The organism is Comamonas serinivorans (assembly GCF_002158865.1).
GTDB lineage: Bacteria > Pseudomonadota > Gammaproteobacteria > Burkholderiales > Burkholderiaceae_C > Comamonas_E > Comamonas_E serinivorans.
In genome coordinates, this window is the sequence record NZ_CP021455.1 from 406072 (window position 1) to 424583 (window position 18512).

The 18512-nt window shown below is 66.0% G+C and carries 17 protein-coding genes; 14 read left to right on the plus strand and 3 right to left on the minus strand.

From position 1 onward, the window contains the following. Nucleotides 1-10 precede the first annotated feature (10 nt). The 5 genes from CCO03_RS01715 (at nucleotide 11) to CCO03_RS01735 (ending at nucleotide 7582) form a co-directional block, all read left to right on the plus strand. Complete coding sequence (locus CCO03_RS01715; protein ID WP_157667439.1) at nucleotides 11-340, plus strand: hypothetical protein; 330 nt, start codon at nucleotides 11-13, stop codon at nucleotides 338-340. 312 nt (nucleotides 341-652) lie between these two features. Beyond that, nucleotides 653-1966 (plus strand): glycosyltransferase, encoded by a 1314-nt coding sequence (locus tag CCO03_RS01720; protein ID WP_087276427.1) that lies wholly within the window; start codon nucleotides 653-655, stop codon nucleotides 1964-1966. 39 nt (nucleotides 1967-2005) lie between these two features. Continuing rightward, nucleotides 2006-5473: a glycosyltransferase gene (locus tag CCO03_RS01725; RefSeq protein WP_087276430.1), complete on the plus strand. Its 3468-nt coding sequence runs from the start codon at nucleotides 2006-2008 to the stop codon at nucleotides 5471-5473. Further along, nucleotides 5470-6393 (plus strand): class I SAM-dependent methyltransferase, encoded by a 924-nt coding sequence (locus CCO03_RS01730; protein ID WP_087283953.1) that lies wholly within the window; start codon nucleotides 5470-5472, stop codon nucleotides 6391-6393. Before CCO03_RS01725 ends, CCO03_RS01730 begins: the two co-directional genes overlap by 4 nt. 256 nt (nucleotides 6394-6649) lie before the next feature. Continuing rightward, nucleotides 6650-7582: a pirin family protein gene (locus CCO03_RS01735; protein ID WP_087276433.1), complete on the plus strand. Its 933-nt coding sequence runs from the start codon at nucleotides 6650-6652 to the stop codon at nucleotides 7580-7582. A gap of 84 nt (nucleotides 7583-7666) precedes the next feature. On the opposite strand, the gene CCO03_RS19375 is transcribed toward CCO03_RS01735, so the two are convergent. Next, on the minus strand, nucleotides 7667-7936 hold the full coding sequence (locus CCO03_RS19375; RefSeq protein WP_157667440.1) for a hypothetical protein: 270 nt from the start codon (nucleotides 7934-7936) through the stop codon (nucleotides 7667-7669). Between the two features lie 4 nt (nucleotides 7937-7940). On the opposite strand from CCO03_RS19375, the gene CCO03_RS01740 reads away from it, so the two are divergent. The 3 genes from CCO03_RS01740 to CCO03_RS01750 all read left to right on the plus strand — a co-directional run bounded on the left by CCO03_RS01740 (nucleotide 7941) and on the right by CCO03_RS01750 (nucleotide 10177). Next, complete coding sequence (locus CCO03_RS01740; protein WP_157667441.1) at nucleotides 7941-8429, plus strand: YceB family lipoprotein; 489 nt, start codon at nucleotides 7941-7943, stop codon at nucleotides 8427-8429. Between the two features lie 273 nt (nucleotides 8430-8702). Beyond that, entirely contained in the window at nucleotides 8703-9749 is a 1047-nt protein-coding gene (locus CCO03_RS01745; RefSeq protein WP_205690348.1) for an alpha/beta hydrolase, read from the plus strand. A gap of 59 nt (nucleotides 9750-9808) precedes the next feature. After that, entirely contained in the window at nucleotides 9809-10177 is a 369-nt protein-coding gene (locus CCO03_RS01750) for a VOC family protein (RefSeq protein WP_087283958.1), read from the plus strand. A 124-nt stretch (nucleotides 10178-10301) separates the two neighbouring features. Here the strand turns inward: CCO03_RS01750 and CCO03_RS01755 are convergent, their stop codons facing one another. Together CCO03_RS01755 and CCO03_RS01760 are read right to left on the minus strand one after the other, a co-directional pair. Then, nucleotides 10302-10913 carry an ANTAR domain-containing response regulator gene (locus tag CCO03_RS01755; RefSeq protein WP_087276439.1) on the minus strand — a complete coding sequence of 204 codons (612 nt, stop codon included), beginning with the start codon at nucleotides 10911-10913 and terminating at the stop codon, nucleotides 10302-10304. Then, a complete protein-coding gene (locus CCO03_RS01760; RefSeq protein WP_087276444.1) occupies nucleotides 10910-12082 on the minus strand; it encodes a transporter substrate-binding domain-containing protein in 1173 nt (390 codons plus the stop codon). Before CCO03_RS01760 ends, CCO03_RS01755 begins: the two co-directional genes overlap by 4 nt. A gap of 314 nt (nucleotides 12083-12396) precedes the next feature. Between CCO03_RS01760 and CCO03_RS01765 the strand changes: the two genes are divergently transcribed. The 6 genes from CCO03_RS01765 (at nucleotide 12397) to ureC (ending at nucleotide 18511) form a co-directional block, all read left to right on the plus strand. Then, nucleotides 12397-12990: a HupE/UreJ family protein gene (locus tag CCO03_RS01765; RefSeq protein ID WP_087276447.1), complete on the plus strand. Its 594-nt coding sequence runs from the start codon at nucleotides 12397-12399 to the stop codon at nucleotides 12988-12990. A 379-nt stretch (nucleotides 12991-13369) separates the two neighbouring features. Further along, a complete protein-coding gene (urtA, locus tag CCO03_RS01770; RefSeq protein WP_087276451.1) occupies nucleotides 13370-14545 on the plus strand; it encodes an urea ABC transporter substrate-binding protein in 1176 nt (391 codons plus the stop codon). 20 nt (nucleotides 14546-14565) lie between these two features. Then, on the plus strand, nucleotides 14566-15114 hold the full coding sequence (gene ureE, locus CCO03_RS01775; protein WP_087276453.1) for an urease accessory protein UreE: 549 nt from the start codon (nucleotides 14566-14568) through the stop codon (nucleotides 15112-15114). Next, entirely contained in the window at nucleotides 15111-15917 is an 807-nt protein-coding gene (locus CCO03_RS01780; protein ID WP_087276456.1) for an urease accessory protein UreF, read from the plus strand. Before ureE ends, CCO03_RS01780 begins: the two co-directional genes overlap by 4 nt. A gap of 30 nt (nucleotides 15918-15947) precedes the next feature. After that, nucleotides 15948-16673: an urease subunit beta gene (locus CCO03_RS01785; protein WP_087276459.1), complete on the plus strand. Its 726-nt coding sequence runs from the start codon at nucleotides 15948-15950 to the stop codon at nucleotides 16671-16673. 125 nt (nucleotides 16674-16798) lie between these two features. Next, nucleotides 16799-18511: an urease subunit alpha gene (gene ureC / locus CCO03_RS01790; RefSeq protein WP_087276463.1), complete on the plus strand. Its 1713-nt coding sequence runs from the start codon at nucleotides 16799-16801 to the stop codon at nucleotides 18509-18511. Nucleotide 18512 lies beyond the last annotated feature (1 nt).

The following is an 18512-nucleotide window of genomic DNA, read 5'->3' on the forward strand; positions in this document are numbered from 1 at the left end:
TGCATACTTCATGATTTTTCAGGTGTGTCGCCAGACCCGCCACGCCCTGAATGTGCTTCTTGAAGCCCTGCAGCGGCACGAGCAATCCAGGGTCAAGCGCCAGGAAGAAATGCCCCCAGCGGCCGCCGCCACCGCCGATGGGATCGCTGCTGCCAAGGATGCCCAAGGCTTGGCCGGCCATGGACAGCGCCGCGCCGCGCGCGCTGCCAGGATGGCAGTGCACAGGGCCGCAGGATTGGTCGTCGGCTGGCCTGCTGGATCGACAGCACGGCCTTCCGGGAGGCGGGCCGATCTGCGGGTGATGGCCAGCACCCATGTCTTTCGCTTCGGCGAGGTCTGATGCGTCGCTTCCCCTTGATGTTGACCGACAGCGGCCGGATTCAAGAGGAAACGTCGACCCTTGGGCCAACCCGTTTTGGGGCTTCGCCAGACCGCCGAGCGGCCTGAAGGTGTTGACGCCGGGGCAGTCGCTTGATTGGCACCGACGCAGGCGCCACAGCGTCCGACGTCATGCGCCTGCTGGCTAGCCCCGCAGCCATGCCAAGCCATGGCAGCGAGCGGCGTATCTCCCCGCGGTGATGGTTTTGCGGCCGATAGAATTGTGGAAATCCTTCGTAGCGACTTGGAGCGAGGCCATCACTGAGCTGTGAGCATGCGCATTCTTCTGATCGCCTACGAGTTTCCCCCGATCATTTCCGGGCAATCGCTGCGCTGGTTTTATCTGACCAACGAGCTTGCGAAGCTGGGGGTCGAAGTTCACGTGCTTTGCCCGAACATGCCGGCGTTGCCGCCCTTCAGCGAAGGACTTCACCCCGGCGTGACGGTCCACAGGACCTGGGCTGGGCCGTACGTCGGGGTTTCACAGAGCATCTACCTGAGGCTGTCCAAGCTGAAGGACCCCAAAGACGCTCGAACCGAAGCGGCACCTGTCGACCCGGCGCATCAAACCACGAGCTTGCTGAAGGTGTACCGGTCGGGCCGGCGCTTTTTGGACCAGGTGGTGTTCCCTGACCTGCGGAGTGAATGGGTTCCGACCGCTTCAGCGCGCTTGACCCGCCTGCTGCGCGCAAACGCCTACAACGCCGTGGTCGCTTCCCATGAACCGGGGGCCAGTTTGATGCTGGGTCTGCGGGCCAAGCGCATCTCCCGGCTACCGCTGATTGCCGATTTGGCCGACCCCGTGGTGGCGCCCCATGCGCCGCGCTGGCGGCAAAGATTTGACCTTGCGTTTGAAGCCAAGGTGCTCAGGCAGGTCGATGCCGCCGTCGTGACCACGACCGCGGCCGCCGAGCTGTTCATGCGGCGACATGGCCTTCAGCATCTTCACGACAAGTTTGACTGCATCACGCAGGGGTTTCCTGCTCGGAGCTTCTCCTGTGCACAGGCCGTCAAGTCGCCGATGCGGGCCCTGAAGTTGGTGTACACGGGAAATTTCTATGAAGATTTTCGGTCGCCCGCACAGCTTGCCCAGGCCCTGAAGTCACTGAAGGACTTGAACCTGCAAGTGGACTTCTATGGCAACCACACGGCTTATCACGCGCTGTTTGACGGCGTTGACTGCGCGACTTTTCACGGGGTCGTCGATCACCACACCTGTCTGGATGTTCAGCAGAATTGCGATGTACTCCTCAGCCTGGGCAACCGGCAGGCCTTTCAGGTCCCTGGAAAAGTCTATGAGTATTTGGGCGCAGGAGCGCCCATCCTGCATGTGTCCATGGCCCCAGCGGATGAGGCTGGGCACCTGATTTCCGGTGTGGGTGCAGGTTGGTCTGTGCCCAACGAGGCGGACCTGCTGGCGAAAGTCATCCGAGACATCCATGCCAAGTGGCAGGATGGATGCTTGCACACGGCCATCTCCCGCGATGAAAAGGCCATACACGAATTTTCCTGGACCCAAAGAGCAGCGCGTTACCTGGACACGATCAAACGGGTCGTGAGCATGTCCACGCACCAGAATCTGGCTTGAGCGCACTGCACGCAAGCACGCCTGAAAAGCAACCGAAACATGAGCAAAAGCGAATCGCACTCAGCAGGTGATCAACGGCCATGGCGCGTGGGGATTTTTGGCACATTTGATGTCCAGAACTATGGCGATTTGCTGTTTCCCATCATTGCGCAGATGGAGCTTTCAAAACGGCTAGGCGCCGTAGAAGTGATTCCGTTTTCTTACAACGCCAAGTCTTCGAACGACTGGCCTTACAACGTCACGTCGCTCACCGATTTTCCCAGCAAGGTACACGAGCTCGACGCCATCTTGATTGGCGGTGGATTCCTCATTCGCTTTGACAAGGCCGTGGCACCAGGCTACATGCCCACCGAGGACTGGATTCATCACCCCACGGGGTACTGGCTCACCCCGGCCTTGATCGGCGCGCAACATGGCATACCGGTCATCTGGAATGCGCCAGGCATGCACTGCAATGACATTCCGCCGTGGAGCCACGGGCTGCTTTCCTTGGCCTTGAAGGCCAGCGCCTATGTGGCCGTGCGCGATGAGCCCAGCCAACAGGTACTCCGCCAGTTTTCGGAGGATGGCCAGGTCAAACACGTCCCCGACACAGCCTTTGCCATGGGGCTCTACCTGCAAGGGCACCCCGCGAAAGAAGAGGCCAGACAGCTGAGGGAACAGCTCGGCTTGATGAAGCCCTATGTGATCATCCAGGTCACTCAAAACCTGAATGCGCTGACGGATCACATCAAACGATTCCGCGCGCAATTGCCGGACCTCAGTTTTCTCCTTTTGCGCGTGGGTCCGGTTCTGAACGACCATGAGTCCTTCATCGACCGTGAGCTTCCCGGCACCTATCGGTTGCCTGAGTGGCCATCTCCCTTGGTATTGGCAGCACTGATTGGAGAATCTGAAGGCGTGGCTGGCCACAGTTATCACCTGGCCATCACGGCACTGTGTGCGGGTGTGCCGGTATTCACCTCCAGCACTCTTTCCCTGGGCAAATTCACGGCGCTCTCCAAGTTCCACACCGTATACCCACTGTCCACGCTGGCTGTGGACGATCCGCGCTGGCTGGCCGATCGAATCGGTCGCAAGACCCCATCGAGTCTGATCGCGGAGGCAGAGACCAAGCTGGAACAGCATTGGAGTCAGGTGGTGGAGGCGATTCAGGCACGGTGCATGGATTCAAGGCCTGCCTTGAATGCCATGTGGATGTCGTTGCCCGCGCTGTTGGAAGGCAATCAGCAAGCGCCAGAAGAAGCAATCGCAGGTTCACCCGCTCCGGTGTCCCGAGGCGAAGCGATGGGCTTGCGGCAGACCATTGCTCAACTCGAACAGGAGCTGGGCCTCAGCAAGGACATCATCGCCTCACGCGACACCGGCATTGCCTGGCTCCGGAGCGAAGTGGAGGTCATCCAACGAACATTGGAGCAGCGCAGAAGAAGCACACGGTACCTTCTGGTCGATGCCTTGATGTTGCTGGCAGACCGCTCTCCGTTGGCTCGAAAGTTGGGAAACTGGGTGATTCCCAGCCGGCTCAAGAACCAGCTGCACGCCGAGTCGTTCAAAAACCAATTGGCTGGCCAGGTGCACGCCTTTCAAAAGCGGCAGACCGCCGGCAAGCCCCTGTTTCCTGACGTTTGCAACGGCAAGATGGACATCGTTTGCTTGGCCAACATCGAATGGTCTGCACGCCATCAACGGCCGCAGCACATGATGTCTCAGTTTGCGGCCCATGGCCACCGGGTGTTTTATGTCGCACGGTCCATCATCCCCGCGCAGGGTGAGGCTTACGTCATGAGGCAGGTCGCCCCCCACGTGTACGAGATTGGGCTGGCGTTTCATTCGTCTGAGAATTTCTATGCGCAAAAGATGTCTCCAGACAACCTGCGCGCAGCGCAAGAATCGTTTTCAAGGCTGGCAAGGGATGCCAAGATCAGGGAAGCGCTGGTGGTGGTCCACCTGTCTTATTGGGCCACCTGGGCCATAGAGCTTCAGAAAAATCGATCCTGGAAACTTCAATACGATTGCATGGACGAGTGGGCTGATTTCCCGGACATCGGCCAGCCTCTGATCGATGAGGAAGAAGTCCTGGTGCAGAAGGCCGATCTGGTGACGGTGACAGCGTCCCTGCTTGAAAAAAAATGGAAGACCAAGAATGCCCACTGCGTCTTGGTGCGAAACGGCGTGGAGTTCGACTTCTTCTCTTCCCACTGTGTGAAGAATGACCTGCTCGCCCATCTGAAAAAGCCTGTCATCGGCTTCTATGGGGCCCTCGCCCCTTGGGTGGATTTCGCCCTGCTGCACCATCTGGCGAGCCAGCGACCTCAATGGAACTTCGTGTTGGTCGGAGACTGCTTCGTCAAGGATCTGGCCGGAATTGATCGCTTGCCCAATGTGCACCTCACGGGCCGCAAGCCTTATGAAGACATGCCACGCTACCTGCATGGCTTCGACGTCTGCCTGATCCCGTTCAAGCTGAACCAGGTGACGCACGCCGTCGACCCCGTCAAATTCTATGAATACATCAGCGCCGGCAAACCGGTGGTCAGCGTGCCATTGGAAGAAATGGCCATCTATGGCGAGTATGTGTACTTTGCTTCGGAGTACGGGGACTTCCTGTCCAAGGTGGAAGCCGCTCTGACGGAAGACGATCCGCTGTTGGTCCGTCGCCGGATTGAGTTGGCCAGAGGAAATGACTGGCACCACCGCTACCTTTCTACGGCCCAGGCACTGCACGCCTTGTATGCCAAGTGCTCCATCATCGTCATCAGCTACAACAACGCCGAGCTCACGCGCCAATGCATTGAGAGCATCGTGGCCCGCACCACGTACCCCAACTACGAAGTGATCGTCGTCGACAACGCGTCACAGGATGGCAGTCGTGACATGCTGCGTGCATTGCAGCGCCAGATACGGTCCCTGAAGCTGATCTTCAACGACAGCAACCGCGGCTTTGCCGCCGCCAACAATCAGGGGGTTGCGCAAGCTGAAGGCGACTACGTCGTCCTCTTGAACAACGACACGGTGGTCACCAACGATTGGCTCGAAGCGCTGCTGCGCCATTTGCAGAACCGCCAGGTCGGGTTGGCAGGACCTGTGACCAATTCCATCGGCAATGAGGCCAAGATCGCCGTGGACTATGGCGACCTGGAGCAAATGCACGAATTTGCCGCGCGGCATACCCTTGAGCATGCAGGGCGCCATTTCGACATCTCCGTGCTGGCCATGTTTTGCGTGGCCATGCGGCGCGAGGTGTTCGACGAAATCGGCGCGCTGGACGAAGCCTTTGGCATCGGCATGTTTGAAGACGACGACTATTGCCGCCGGCTTCAGGCAGCCGGGTACAGAACCGTCTGCGCAGAAGATTCCTTTGTGCACCACTATGGCCAGGCGTCGTTCAAGAAGCTGATGGACTCCGGCGAATACCAGGCCATCTGGGAGCGTAACCAGGCCTACTTCGAAAGCAAGTGGGGCCCGTGGACGCCACATACCCACCGCACGGAAACGAGGCCCTCATGAGCACCGATGAAGAGATCACCGCAGCACACTGGTCCAAGAATGTGGCGAGCTCGGACGCGTTTTCTCCTCAGATGTATTGGCTGGCGGTGCCCGCCGTGCAAAGGCGCTTTCAACGCAAAGCGTGTGCGGATACCGGCCACCATTGGTGGGGGACATACGTCATGAAGGAGTTCTTTGACCGTCCGACTTCCACGGCGAGGATGCTGAGCATCGGGTGCGGCAGCGGCTCTCTTGAGCGAGAGCTGTTCAGGCAGAACGCCTTCGGTCAGTTCGATGCGATTGACCTGGCACCAGGCGCCATTGAGATCGCCAAGGCCGAGGCCAATGCCCTGGGGGCGCGCAACATCCACTATTTCGTTCAGGATGTCCAGAAGACCTCTTTAGGCACTGGTCTTTACGACGCCGTCTGGTTCAATGGGTCCTTGCACCACATCCAGGAGCTTGAACGGGTGTGCCAGTCGGTTCGCCAGGCGCTGAAACCCGGCGGCTGGGTGTTTTTCAACGAATACGTCGGCGCCAATCATTTTGCATTCAGTGAGCGTCAGCGCCAGGTCATCACCAGCGCGTTTCATCTGCTGCCACCGGCGTATCGCCGGTCCTTCCAGGTGGAACACTTTGGCCATGTTCAAGACACCGTGCCGCTGCCAGACCCGGCGGAAGTGGTCAAGGTGGACCCCTCGGAGGCTATCCGCTCGCAGGACATCCGAAGCGTATTGCGTGAGTACTTCGTGGAGTGTGCCTACAACCCCTGCGGGGGCAACATTTTGCAGTTTGTCTTGCACGGCATCGCCGGCAATTTTGTAGAAACTGACCGCCGCTCCATGGAGCTGCTGCAGATGCTTTTTCACATTGAGGACACGCTGATCTCGAACCGCTTTCTGGCGTCCGATTTCGCGGTTGGGGTCATGAGGGTCGCTTGATGCCGGTATCCAGCGCTGTCCCCAAGTCCACCAAGCAACGACGGATCGCGGCCAGCGACGGTGTCAAAACCCAAAAAGGCCTGCAGCTTCATCGACACCCTGCCACAGTGAATTGGGTAGTATATGGTTGTTATCGTTGATGTAATAACGTGAAGAGCTGCATACCCATGATTTTCTAGGCGTGTCGCCAGACCCGCCACGCCCTCAACCTGCGCCAGACCGCAGGCCAGACTGATCCCCTTACAACGGAGTCCCCATGAATGCCAACCTGAACCTGGACCTTTCGGGCCAATCGCTGCCCGTGTTCATCGACGTGCGCCACGCCTCGCTGGGCGGTGACCTGGCCGTGCACCGCGCCTTGCCCACGCGCTGGCTGCGCAGCGTGGGGCACTGGTGCTTCCTCGACCACATGGGGCCGGCCGAGTTCAGCAGCGCCGACGAAGGCCTGCACGTGGGCGCGCACCCGCACATCGGCCTGCAGACCTTCACCTGGATGATCGAGGGCGAGATCCTGCACCGCGACAGCCTGGGCAACGAGCAGGTGATCTCGGCCGGGCAGGTCAACCTCATGACCGCTGGCCACGGCATCAGCCACACCGAAGACAGCGTGGGCCCGCTGCGCAAGGTGCATGGCGCCCAGCTGTGGATTGCCCTGCCCGAGGACCGGCAGGACATTGCGCCGGCGTTTTCGCACCACCCGCGCCTGCCCGTGTGGCGCGAAGGCGGCTGCCAGGTCACCGTGATGGCCGGCGGCTGCGGCGAGCACGTGGCCCCTGTGCCCCTGCACAGCCCGCTGCTGGGTGTGGACGTGACCAGCGAGGGCGGCGGCCAGGTGCGCCTGCCGCTGCGGCGCGACTTCGAGTACGCGCTCATGGTCCTGCGGGGCCGGGCCAGCGTGCGCGGCGAAAACGCCGCCACGGCCACGGACACGCCCGTGGCGGCCGAGCAGTTCGTCTACTGGCCGCCCGGCGAGCCCGCGCTGTCGCTGCAGCTGGCACCCGGCAGCCAGGTGATCCTGCTGGGCGGCGTGCCGCTGGCCAAGCGCCTCACCATCTGGTGGAACTTCGTCGCCTTCGACCGCGAGCGCATCCGCCAGGCCTGGCACGACTGGGAAAACGGCAGCGAGCGTTTTGGCCGCATCGCCGGCATGGAGCACACGCGCATCGCCGCGCCGCCGCTGGTGCTGTGAGCGCGCCCGCGCACCGGTACGGCCAGCGCTTGGGCCCGGGCCCGCGCGTTTTTTCCGTCGCGGCTAAGCTCGGGCCTTGTGTGTTCAGGCCGTGCGTGACATGAAGAATGCAGTATCTGGCCGCTGCCGTTCAGGGATGAACGGCAAGCTGGTCATACTCGGTTGGGTGGTGTGCGCCGCAGCAGCGCAGGCCCAGACCTCGTTGCCGCCGCTGTCGGCATCCGGGGCGGGGCCGGCGAGCCGCTCGGCCAGCCCTTCGGCCAGCCCTTCGGCAAGCCTGTCGGCGAGCCCCTCGCCCCGTTCATCGACGAGCCCGGCCAGCGCCCAGGCCCTGCCGCCGGGCGCGCGCAGCATCACCGTGACCGAGGCCGAGCTCCAGCGCGAAGTCGGCCAGCGCTTTCCGCTGCACCGCAGCCTGCAGGGCGTGCTGCAGGTCGAACTCAGCCAGCCGCGCATCCGCCTGCAGCCCGAGCGCAACCGCCTGGGCACCGAGGTCGCCCTGCGCGTGAGCGAGCCCTTCACGGGCCGCAGTCACGACGGCGAGGTGCAGCTCAGCTACGGGCTGCGGTACGAAGCCGGCGACCGCTCGTTGCGCATGACCCACGTCGAGGTGCAGCGCGTGCATTTCCCGGCCGTGCCCGAGCCCTACCGCAGCCTGCTGGCCGATCAGGCGCCGCCCGTGATCGCGCAGGCCATGCAGGGGCTGCAGGTGTTCCAGGCCAAGCCCGAGCAGACGGCGGTGCTGGAAGGCCTGGGCTTCACCATCGGCGAATTCCAGGTCACGTCGGCCGGCCTGCGCGTGGTGCTGTTGCCCGCGCTGGCCGCACCGCCGGCCTCGGGGCAGTGAGGGTGGACCGTGTCCGTGGTGCCTCGCGGTGCACCCGTCTGGCGCGCCAACGTCCGCACCGAGCTGCGGCGCCCACGCCTGCATCCAGCGGCTGCGCCGCGCCCACGACCGCGCTGATGCGCCCCACCGATGTCGGCCGAATGCCGGCTGCCAGGCCATGGCCTCCAGGCCTGTGCCCAGGCCCCACCGGCGGTGCGGCCTGGACGATGGCCGCCCGTTCTGACGCCGACGCTTCGGCAACCCCGCCACCCGGCGTGCTACCTTGACCCTGGCATGACGTACTTCTTCCGCTCTCCTTCTTCCGACCGTTCGCCCGACCCGGCCGCTTCGACGCGAGCTGGCGCGCGGACTGGCCATCCGCACCACACGCCGTCGGATGAGCCGTCTCGCTCGGCGTCCGGCTCGTGGACCGGTTCGGCATCCGGCGCGCCGACCGGCCCCTGGCCGGCGGCGCTGCACGCCGCGGCGACGCGCCTGGCGCCGTTGCACCGCCACTGGCGCGATCGGCCGGGCTGGCAGCGGGCCGTCATCGGCGGTGCCGCCAGCGTGGCGCTGCTGCACCTCAGCCTGTGCAGCTACATCTACGCCACGCAGCGCCACATGCTGTACAAGCCGCAGCCGCGCCACCTGCCCGCGGCCGAGAACGAGCTGCGCCTGGACCTGGACGGCCGCACGCTGCAGATCACGCACCGCGCGGCCACGCAGGCGCCGCCGAACGAAGGCTTGCCGGGCGCGGCCCGGCAACCGGCGCTGATCTACTTCGGCGGCAACGCCGAGGACGTGTCGCTGCAGCTCAAGCGCTTCGTGCGCCTGTGGCCGCACCGCGACCTCTACCTGGTGCACTACCGCGGCTGGGGCGACAGCAGTGGCCGTCCCACGCAGGCCGGCCTGCTGGCCGACGCGCTGGCCGTGTTCGACCACGTGCAGGCCCGCCACGATGACGTCGCCGTCATCGGCCGCAGCCTGGGCTCGGGCGTGGCCATCCAGGTCGCGGCGCAGCGGCCAGCCAGCGCCCTGGTGCTGGTCACGCCGTACGACAGCATCGCCAACGTGGCGCGCGAGCAGATGCCGTTCTGGGTGCCGGTGCGGTGGCTGCTCAAGGACCGCTGGGAATCGGTCTTGGTGGCGCCGCGCATCACCGTGCCGACCACGGTGATCCAGGCCGAACACGACGAGACCATTGGCGCCGAGCGCACGCAGCGCCTGTTCGAGGCCTTTGCGCCCGGCGTGGCCAAGCTGCGCTACCTGCCGGGCGTCGACCACACCAGCGTGCTGTTTGCGCCGGCCTACCACCGCATGCTGGCGCTGGCCATCGTGTGAAGGCCGGTCCGCCGCGCACGCCATCCGCCCCCGGCTGGGGGCTGCCACTGGGAGCCATCGTGTCCGACCTCGGCATCACAGAAATCAAGGCCTTCCTGCCCTCACGCGACTACGCGCTGAGCCAGCGCTTCTACCAGGATCTGGGCTTCACGCGTGCGTCCGAAGGCGGCGGTGTCGCCTACTTCCACCGCGGCCACGCCAGCTTCCTGCTCGGGGATTTCCGGCCTGAGGGGCCGCTCTACCTGCACCTGCTGGTGCAGGACGTCGAGGTCTGGTGGCAGCACGTGCACGGCTGTGCGGTGGCGCGCACCTACGCCGACCAGGGCGTGACCCTTTCGGCCATCGAGCAGCAGGCCTGGCGCATGCGCGATTTCGTGCTGACCGACCCGGCGGGCGTGGTCTGGCGCATCGGGCAGAACACCGACTGAGCCTGAGCGCGCAGGGCGCCTGCCTGCGATGCCTGTTGCTCGCGTGCGTCCAACAGGACATTGAGGGCGTCCCGTGCCATGCCCCAGCCTGGTGCGGCTTGCCCCGACGCGAGGCACGGGGCGTTCAGGCCGACAGGATCTCGTTGGCGTGGATGATGGCGCGGGCGATGTCCTCGGTGGCCACGCGCTTGCTCATGGCCTGCTCGCGGATGATGCGGTAGGCCTCGGTGTTGTTCACGCCGCGCGTGCGCATCAGGATCGCCTTGGCATCGTGGATCTGGTTGGCGGCCTGCAGCTTCTGCTCCAGCCGCAGCACCCGCTTGCGCAGGCCCTGCACCTCTTCGTGCAGGCCCAGGGCCATCACCAGCACCGACAGCACGCCGGTCGAGCGCACGGGCGAGGCCAGCACGCCGCTGGCGCCAATCTGCAGCATGTCGTCGAACACCGTCGGGTTCTCATACCCCACCACGGCGATGATGGCCGCGCCCTGGCAACTGCCCAGCCAGTCCAGCGGCGTGGGCGCTTCGCTGTGCTGCACGGCGCAGAACACCACGTCGGTGGGCTCGGGCAGGGCCTTGGGCGGTGGCCAGAAGGCCTGCGCCGGGCAGCCGATGCGCTGCAGCTGCTGCAGCAGCACACCGCCGTCGGCGTCGTTGGGGTGCACCACGGCAATGCGCTTGGTGCGCAGCTGCTTGAGGAATTCCGGCGTGAGCCGTTTGCCGCGTTTGAGGGTCACGGGCTGACCTCGCCAGCGCCCGCCACGGGCTGCAGCACCTGGGTCCAGTCGTCCAGGTCGTGGCTGACCAGGTAGGGGTCGGCGTCGATGCCGTTGCGGGTCTGGGCGACGATGGTGAACTGCCCGTCGGCGCCGACGCGGCCGATGCGCGGGTTCAGGCGCGTGTGGTGGGTGATGGGGTCGACGCGCACGCGGCCTTGCGGCGCCTCCAGCTCGCAGCCCAGCACATGCGGCAGCAGCGCCTCGTGCACGTCGCTGCCGGCCTGGGCAAAGGCCTTGGCGAACAGGTGCACCTGAAAGTAGGCCGCTTCCCAGAACACGTTGGGCTCCACGCGGTCGCCGAAGATCTGCGCGAAGCGGGTGATGCAGGCCTGGTTGCGCGGCGTGGCGATGGACCGGAAGTAGGTCGCCGCGGTGTAGTGGCCTTCGGCGATGCGGCTGCCCATTTCGGAGATGTCGGGCTCGGACGTGGTGAGGCTGGCGATCGGCATGCGGGCCGGGTCCAGGCCGGCGTCGGCATAGGCCTGGTAGAACATGCGCGTGGAGCGGCCGACCACGGTGGAGAACACGAAGTCGGGCTGTTTGTCGCGGATGTCGCGCACGATGGCGACGAAGTCTTTCTCCTGCGCGTCGAGCTTGACGTAGCGCTCGCCGAGCTTCTTGCCGCCGGGCTGCTGCAGGATGAAGTCGCTCATCGTGCGGTTGGACTCGTAGGGAAAGATGTAGTCGCTGCCCACCATGTACACGCGTGGGCCGAAGCGGCGGGACATGTAGTGCGTGAGCGGGGCGTTGTGCTGGTTGGGCGTGCCGCCGGTGTAGATGACGTTGGGCGAGAACTCGAACCCCTCGTACATCGAGGGGTAGAACAACAGGCGGTTGGCGCGCTCGATCACCGGCAGCACGGCCTTGCGCGTGTTCGACATGGCGCAGCCGAAGATGACCTGCACCCGGTCGTCGCGGATCAGCCGCGTGGCCAGCTCGGCGTAGCGCTTGGGGCTGGATTGCGGGTCGTAGTGCACGGGGATCAGCTCGCGGCCGCCCAGCCCGCCGGCTTCGTTGATCTCGTTGATGGCGAAGATGGTGCCCAGCAGCATCGAGGTCTCGAAGCGCGCGCTCACGCCACTGCGCGAGAACAGCACGCCCACCTGAATCGGATCGGTAGTGGCCACGGTGTCGTTGGATGAAAAGGCAAACCGAGCGACGCGCGGCGCGCGTTGGGCTCTGCAACGTTCAAGCAGGTCGCATGCCAGTTTGCGGCTGCGCGGCTTGACGCGCCGGCAAACCGGCCTGTACCATGCGGGCTCCCGTCTCGCGCCGCCACCATTGCCGGCGCGATGCCAGGCAACAAGGCCTGCAGTGATGGGGTATGCACCGGATCTCGTTCGTGCTTGAACGGCAACCTCTGCATACCCCCATCACCGCAGGCCTTTTTCATTGTGCATTTGCGCCGCTTCATCCACCGCCCCCTTGGAGGCCGTTCACCATGCGTTTCGCTCGCTTTGTCCTTCCCGTGCTGGCCACCGCCGCGTGGCCCGTGTGGGCCCACACCGGTGCCGATGCCGGCGCCCACCACCACGGCTTCATGGCCGGCGCGCTGCACCCGCTCATGGGCCTGGACCACCTGGTCGCCATGCTGGCCGTGGGCCTGTGGAGCGGCCTGGCCGCGCGCCCGGGTCGCGAGGTGCTGGTGGCGCCGCTGGGCTTTGCGGCCATGCTGCTGGTCGGGGCCGGCGTGGGGCTGGCCGGCATCGCGCTGCCGGCGGTCGAGCCCCTGATCGCCGCCTCGCTGCTGGTGCTGGGCCTGCTGGTGGGTGCGCAGCAGCGCCTGCCGGTGTGGGCCTCGGTGGCGCTGATGGGCGGCTTCGCGCTGTGCCACGGCGTGGCGCATGGCTACGAGCTGGCCGGCGAGGCCGCTGCCGTGCCCACGCTGGCCGGCATGTTGCTGGCCACGCTGGCGCTGCACGGCACGGGCATCGGCCTGGCCGGGGTGCTGCGGCGGGTTCACCGTGGGGTGCCGCGCGCCGCAGGCTGGATGGTGGCGCTGCTGGGTGTGGCCCTGCTGGGCGGTGCGGCCTGATGTGCCACGGCCGCTTTCCTGGCTTTGGGGTGGCGCCGGGTCCTGGCGGCTGTCTGTGCGCGTTGTCGCACAAGGCAATGAGGTATGCATGTAAAGCCGTCTGTTGTGCAACGACGTTGGGCGTATACCTGACATTTTCAAAGCTTTTTTTGAACACCAGGGCACATGGCGGTTGACGCCGCACGAATCGCCCTTTAGAATTTCAAACACATTCACGTTTGCATCGCCAACAACGCCGATGCGAATGCTCAGGCAAAAGGGCCTGCGCGAACTCCGGTTCGCGCAGGCCCTTTTGCGTTTTCCGAATCCCCGAACGCACCCTCCGGGTGGGGTCGGGTGGTTCATGCCTCCGGGTTCATTGACTGAAGGGTTGAGCGTTATGACATCCATCTCCAGGCGACACGCCGTGAAAACGCTGGGCATCGGCACCGTGGCAGCCCCTTGGGTGGCCACCGGTGCCTGGGCGCAGGACGTGGTCAAGGTCGGCATCCTGCATTCCCTCTCGGGCGACATGGCGCTCAGCGAGACCTCCGTGGTCGACGCCGAGAAGATGGCCATCGACGAGATCAACGCCGCGGGCGGGGTGCTGGGCCGCAAGGTCACCCCCATCGTCGAGGACGGTGCCAGCGACTGGCCCATCTTTGCCGAGAAGGCGCGCAAGCTGGTGGGGCGCGACAAGGTGCCGGCCGTGTTCGGCTGCATGACCTCGGCCTCGCGCAAGGCCGTGCTGCCGGTGTTCGAGCAGCTCAAAGGCCTGCTGTACTACCCCACCTACTACGAGGGCCTGGAGCAGTCGCCCAACATCTTCTACACCGGGGCCGAGGCCTCGCAGCAGTCCATCGCCGCCTGTACCTGGCTGATGAAGCACAAGGGCAAGACGGTCTACATGGTGGGCTCGGACTACATCTGGCCGCGCACCACCAACAAGATCTCGCGCGCCACGATCGAGAAGAACGGCGGCCGCGTGCTGGGCGAGGAGTACCTGCCGCTGGGCGCGACCAACTTCACCTCCATCATCAACAAGATCAAGGCCCGCCGGCCCGACATCATCCTGAGCACCGTGGTCGGCGGCTCCAACGTGGCCTTCTTCAAGCAGATGCTGGCGGCCGGCATCGACAAGAAAAAGACCACGGTGCTGACGCTGGCCATGACCGAGGAGGAGGTCTCGGGCGTCGGCGCCGAGAACGCACAGGGCGTGCTGACCTGCATGAGCTACTTCCAGAGCCTGGACAACCCCGCGAACAAGAAGTTCGTCGCGGCCTTCAAGGCCAAGTACGGCGCCAAGCGCGTGGTGGGCGATGTGATGGCCTGTGGCTACAACGCCGTCTACCTGTGGAAGGCGGGGGTCGAGAAGGCCAAGAGCTTCGACCTCGACAAGGTGGTGGCCGCATCGGCCGGGCTGGAGCTGGACGCGCCCGAGGGCAAGGTCAAGGTGCACGGCAGCAACCATCACCTGTGGAAGCACGCGCGCATCGGCGAGTTCGGTGCCGACGGCCAGGTCAAGTTGATCTTCGAGTCGCCGCTGATCGAGCCCAACCCCAGCGCCACGTCCTGACGCCCGAAGGAGACGACGCCATGCTTCGCGTGACCCATCTGGTGGGCCAGGCCTCGGACCCGGGACTGGCCGAACGCCTGCACGAGCTCGATCACCGGGGCCGGCTGGAAACCGTGCGCCTGTCGCGCAGCGACATGGCGCGCCGGCGCCAGCAGGTGCGCGGCGACCAGGGCACCGAGCTGGCCCTGTTGCTCGACCGCGATGCGGCGCTGGACAACGGCGCCGTGCTGCTGCTGGATGCCGACCGCGCCGTGGTGGTGGCGCTGGACGAGCCCCCGTGCCTGGTGCTGCGCGCGGCCGACGCCGCGCAGGCCCTGGAGCTGGGCTACTTCGCCGGCAACATGCACTGGAAGGTGCGTTTTGACGGCGCCCGCCTGTGCATCGCGCTGGAGGGCCCGCGCGCCGACTACCTGGCGCGCCTGGCGCACCTGTTGCAGGGCGGCGGCATCGTGGCCGAGCCCGAAGCCCCGGCCCAGCCTGCGCACACCGGCCACGCGCACGCGTTGCAGGGCGGCCCTCTGGCGCATGGGCATGCGCACGTGCATCACCTCGGCCGGGCGGCGGCATGAGCGTCGCCCGCCCGCCCGAAGCCGCTCACGCCGAAGCGCTGTTGCCCGACGGCGTTGGCAACCCCGCCGAGGCCGTTGCCGGCGACGGTGTGGGAGCGCTGCTGGCCCTGCTGCAGTACGGCGACAGCGCTTTTCCCAGCGGGGCGTCGGCCTTCTCGTGGGGGCTGGAGTCGCTGCTGGCCGACGGCCTGGTGCGGGACGCCGCGCAGCTGCTGGCGGTGTTGCGCACCTGGGTCGAACAACGCTGGGCGGGCTTTGACCGGCCCTTGATCCGCGCCGCGCACCAGGCGGCGGGCGAGGCCATGGCCAATGAGGGGGGCGAGCCCGCGGCCGCGCCCGACTGGCGCGCGCTGATCGCCATCGACCAGCTTTGCGAGGCCATGACGCTGAACCAGGGCGCGCGCGCGGCCAGCTGCCGTCTGGGCTTCACGCAGCTGCGCGTGCAGGCCGAGCTGGGCCTGCCGGCCGCAGCCCATTACCTGGACGTGGTGCGTGCCGGCCACGCGCCGGGCCACCTGCCGGTGGCGCAAGGGCTGGTGTGGCGGGGTCTGGGCCTGGCCCTGGCGCAAGCCGAGGCCATGGCCGCCCAGGCGCAGTGCATCGCCGTCGCAGGTGCGGCCATCCGCCTGGGGCTGGTGGGCCATGTGCAGGCGCAGCGTGTGCTGCTCGACCTGCGGCGACCCATCGAGGCCGTGCTGGCGGACACGCCGCCTGCGCTGGAGGCGCTGTGGAGCGGCGCGCCGGCCCTGGACATCGCGGCCATGCGGCACGAAACCCGCGCCGCACGCCTGTTTGCCAACTGATGGCCTGAACCGAGCACCGAGGAACCCGCCATGCTGCTGATCCCCACCGAGCTGGAACGCCTGACCCTCTTCAACGCGGCCGAGCTGGCGCGGCGCCGGCGCGCCCGCGGCCTGCGGCTCAACCACCCCGAGGCGGTGGCCATCATCGCGGACGAGATCCTCGAAGGTGCGCGCGACGGGCGCAGCGTGGCCGAGCTCATCGCCTTCGGCTCGACCGTGCTCGACGCCGACGACGTGCTGCCCGGCGTGCCGGTGCTGATGCTCATGCTCCAGGTCGAGGCCAGCTTTCCCGACGGCACCAAGCTGGTCACGGTGCACGAGCCCATCCGGCCGCCGCGCGGCGTGGACGCCGCACGGGCGGCGCCCGACGGGGCGGACGCCGAGCCCCGCGTGCCCGGCGAAATCATCGCGGCCGAGGGCCGGCTCGAGATCAACGCCGGCCGGCGCCGCGTGGTGCTGCGGGCGGTGAACACCGGCGACCGCCCCATCCAGGTGGGCAGCCACTTCCATTTCTTCGAGGTCAACCGGGCGCTGGACTTCGAGCGTGCCAAGGCCTGGGGCATGCGGCTGGACATCGCCGCCGGCACCGCCGTGCGTTTCGAGCCCGGCGAAACCCGCGAGGTGACGCTGGTGACCTTTGGCGGCAGCGCCGAGGTCTACGGCTTCAGCCGCCTGGCCGAAGGCGCCACGACCGACGACACGGGGCTGCCGGCGGCCCTGGCGCGGGCCCGCGAGCTCGGCTTTCGTGGGGCCTGAGGCCATGCCAAGGTTGAAGCAGTATGGGGTGATGGTCGATTCAAATGCATCGCACTTGATGGCATACCCATGCAGATCGCGATGAGCTGGACAACGATGGCCTGAGGCCGAAAGGACGCAAACGCATGGCTTGGCTTTCCCGCCGCGAGTACGCGGCTTTGTATGGCCCCACCCAGGGCGACATGGTGCGGCTGGGCGACACCTCGCTGCTGGCCGAGATCGAACACGACCACGCCGTGCCCGGCGACGAATGCCTGCACGGCGGTGGCAAGACGCTGCGCGACGGCCTGGGCATGCAGGCCGGCCTGACCTCGGCCCAGGGCGCGCTCGACATGCTCATCAGCAACGTGGTCGTGCTGGACCCGGTGGTGGGCATCGTCAAGGGCGACATCGGCATCAAGGACGGGCGCATCGTCGCCATCGGCAAGGCTGGCAACCCGCACGTGATGGACGGCGTGCACCCGCAGCTGCTGGTGGGCAACGCCACCACCATCCGCGACGGCGAAGGCCTGATCGCCACGCCGGGCGCACTCGATGTGCACGTGCATTTCGACTCGGCCCAGCTGGTGGAGCACGCCCTGGCCTCGGGCATCACCACCATGTTCGGCGGCTCGCTGGGCCCCATCACGGTGGGCATCGACTGCGGTGGCGCCTGGAACGTGGGCCGCATGCTGCAGGCCGGCGAGGCCTGGCCCATGAACTTCGGCTTTCTGGGGCGGGGCAATTCGTCGCGGCCCGAATCCATGGTCGAGCAGATGCAGGCCGGCTGCCTGGGCCTGAAGATCCACGAGGACTGGGGCGCCACGCCGGCCACCATCGACAGCTGCCTGTCGCTGGCCGACGAGATGGACTTTCAGGTGCAGTTGCACAGCGACACGCTGAACGAGTCTGGGTTTCTCGAAGATACCCTGCGCGCCATCAACAAGCGCACCATCCACATGTACCACACCGAGGGTGCAGGTGGCGGCCATGCGCCCGACATCATCGCCGTGGCCAGCGAGTCCTACTGCCTGCCGTCGTCGACCAACCCGACCAACCCCTACACGGTTAACACCTTCGACGAGCACCTGGACATGATCATGGTGTGCCACCACCTGAATCCGGCCGTGCCCGAGGACGTGCGCTTTGCTGAGAGCCGGGTGCGTGCCCAGACCATCGCGGCCGAGGACGTGCTGCACGACCTGGGCGCGATCTCCATCCTGGGCTCGGACAGCCAGGGCATGGGCCGCATCCACGAGGTGATCTGCCGCACCTGGCAGCTGGCCAGCAAGATGAAGGACCAGTTCGGTCGCCTGCCCGAAGAGCGCACGGCCCGCGCCGACAACGCGCGCATCCTGCGCTACCTGGCCAAGTACACGATCAACGCGGCGCGCGTGTTCGGCGTCGACGCGCACGTGGGCTCGCTGGAGCCCGGCAAGCTGGCCGACATCGTGCTGTGGCGGCCCGCGTTCTTCGGCATCAAGCCCGAGCTGGTCATCAAGGGCGGCTTCATCGCCTACGGCGCCATGGGCGATTCGTCGGCCTCGCTGATGACCTGCGAGCCGCTGATCATGCGACCGCAGTTCGGCGCCTTTGGCAACGCCAAGCAGGCGCTGTCGGCCAACTTCGTCTGCGGCGCCGGCATCGGCCAGGGGCTGGAGGAGCGCCTGGGCCTGCGCAAGCCGCTGCTGGCGGCGCAGGGTACACGGCAACTCAGCAAGGCCGACATGGTGCGCAACAGCGCCATGCCGCGCATCCGCGTCAATCCGCAGACCTTCGAGGTCAGCGTCGATGGCCAGGTCATCGGCTGTCCGCCGGCGAGCCAGGTGCCGCTCAACCGCTTGTACATGATGAGGTGAT

What these genes read in the sequence shown, in the direction of transcription:
- ureC (WP_087276463.1), top strand. Translation starts at nt 16,799, where the DNA reads ATGGCTTGGCTTTCCCGCCGCGAGTACGCGGCTTTGTATGGCCCCACC.
- urtA (WP_087276451.1), top strand. Translation starts at nt 13,370, where the DNA reads ATGACATCCATCTCCAGGCGACACGCCGTGAAAACGCTGGGCATCGGC.
- CCO03_RS01725 (WP_087276430.1), top strand. Translation starts at nt 2,006, where the DNA reads ATGAGCAAAAGCGAATCGCACTCAGCAGGTGATCAACGGCCATGGCGC.
- CCO03_RS01765 (WP_087276447.1), top strand. Translation starts at nt 12,397, where the DNA reads ATGCGTTTCGCTCGCTTTGTCCTTCCCGTGCTGGCCACCGCCGCGTGG.
- CCO03_RS01730 (WP_087283953.1), top strand. Translation starts at nt 5,470, where the DNA reads ATGAGCACCGATGAAGAGATCACCGCAGCACACTGGTCCAAGAATGTG.
- CCO03_RS01745 (WP_205690348.1), top strand. Translation starts at nt 8,703, where the DNA reads ATGACGTACTTCTTCCGCTCTCCTTCTTCCGACCGTTCGCCCGACCCG.
- ureE (WP_087276453.1), top strand. Translation starts at nt 14,566, where the DNA reads ATGCTTCGCGTGACCCATCTGGTGGGCCAGGCCTCGGACCCGGGACTG.
- CCO03_RS01720 (WP_087276427.1), top strand. Translation starts at nt 653, where the DNA reads ATGCGCATTCTTCTGATCGCCTACGAGTTTCCCCCGATCATTTCCGGG.
- CCO03_RS01715 (WP_157667439.1), top strand. Translation starts at nt 11, where the DNA reads ATGATTTTTCAGGTGTGTCGCCAGACCCGCCACGCCCTGAATGTGCTT.
- CCO03_RS01780 (WP_087276456.1), top strand. Translation starts at nt 15,111, where the DNA reads ATGAGCGTCGCCCGCCCGCCCGAAGCCGCTCACGCCGAAGCGCTGTTG.
- CCO03_RS01735 (WP_087276433.1), top strand. Translation starts at nt 6,650, where the DNA reads ATGAATGCCAACCTGAACCTGGACCTTTCGGGCCAATCGCTGCCCGTG.
- CCO03_RS19375 (WP_157667440.1), bottom strand. Translation starts at nt 7,936, where the DNA reads ATGCTGCGCGCGCCCGGCGGCAGGGCCTGGGCGCTGGCCGGGCTCGTC.
- CCO03_RS01785 (WP_087276459.1), top strand. Translation starts at nt 15,948, where the DNA reads ATGCTGCTGATCCCCACCGAGCTGGAACGCCTGACCCTCTTCAACGCG.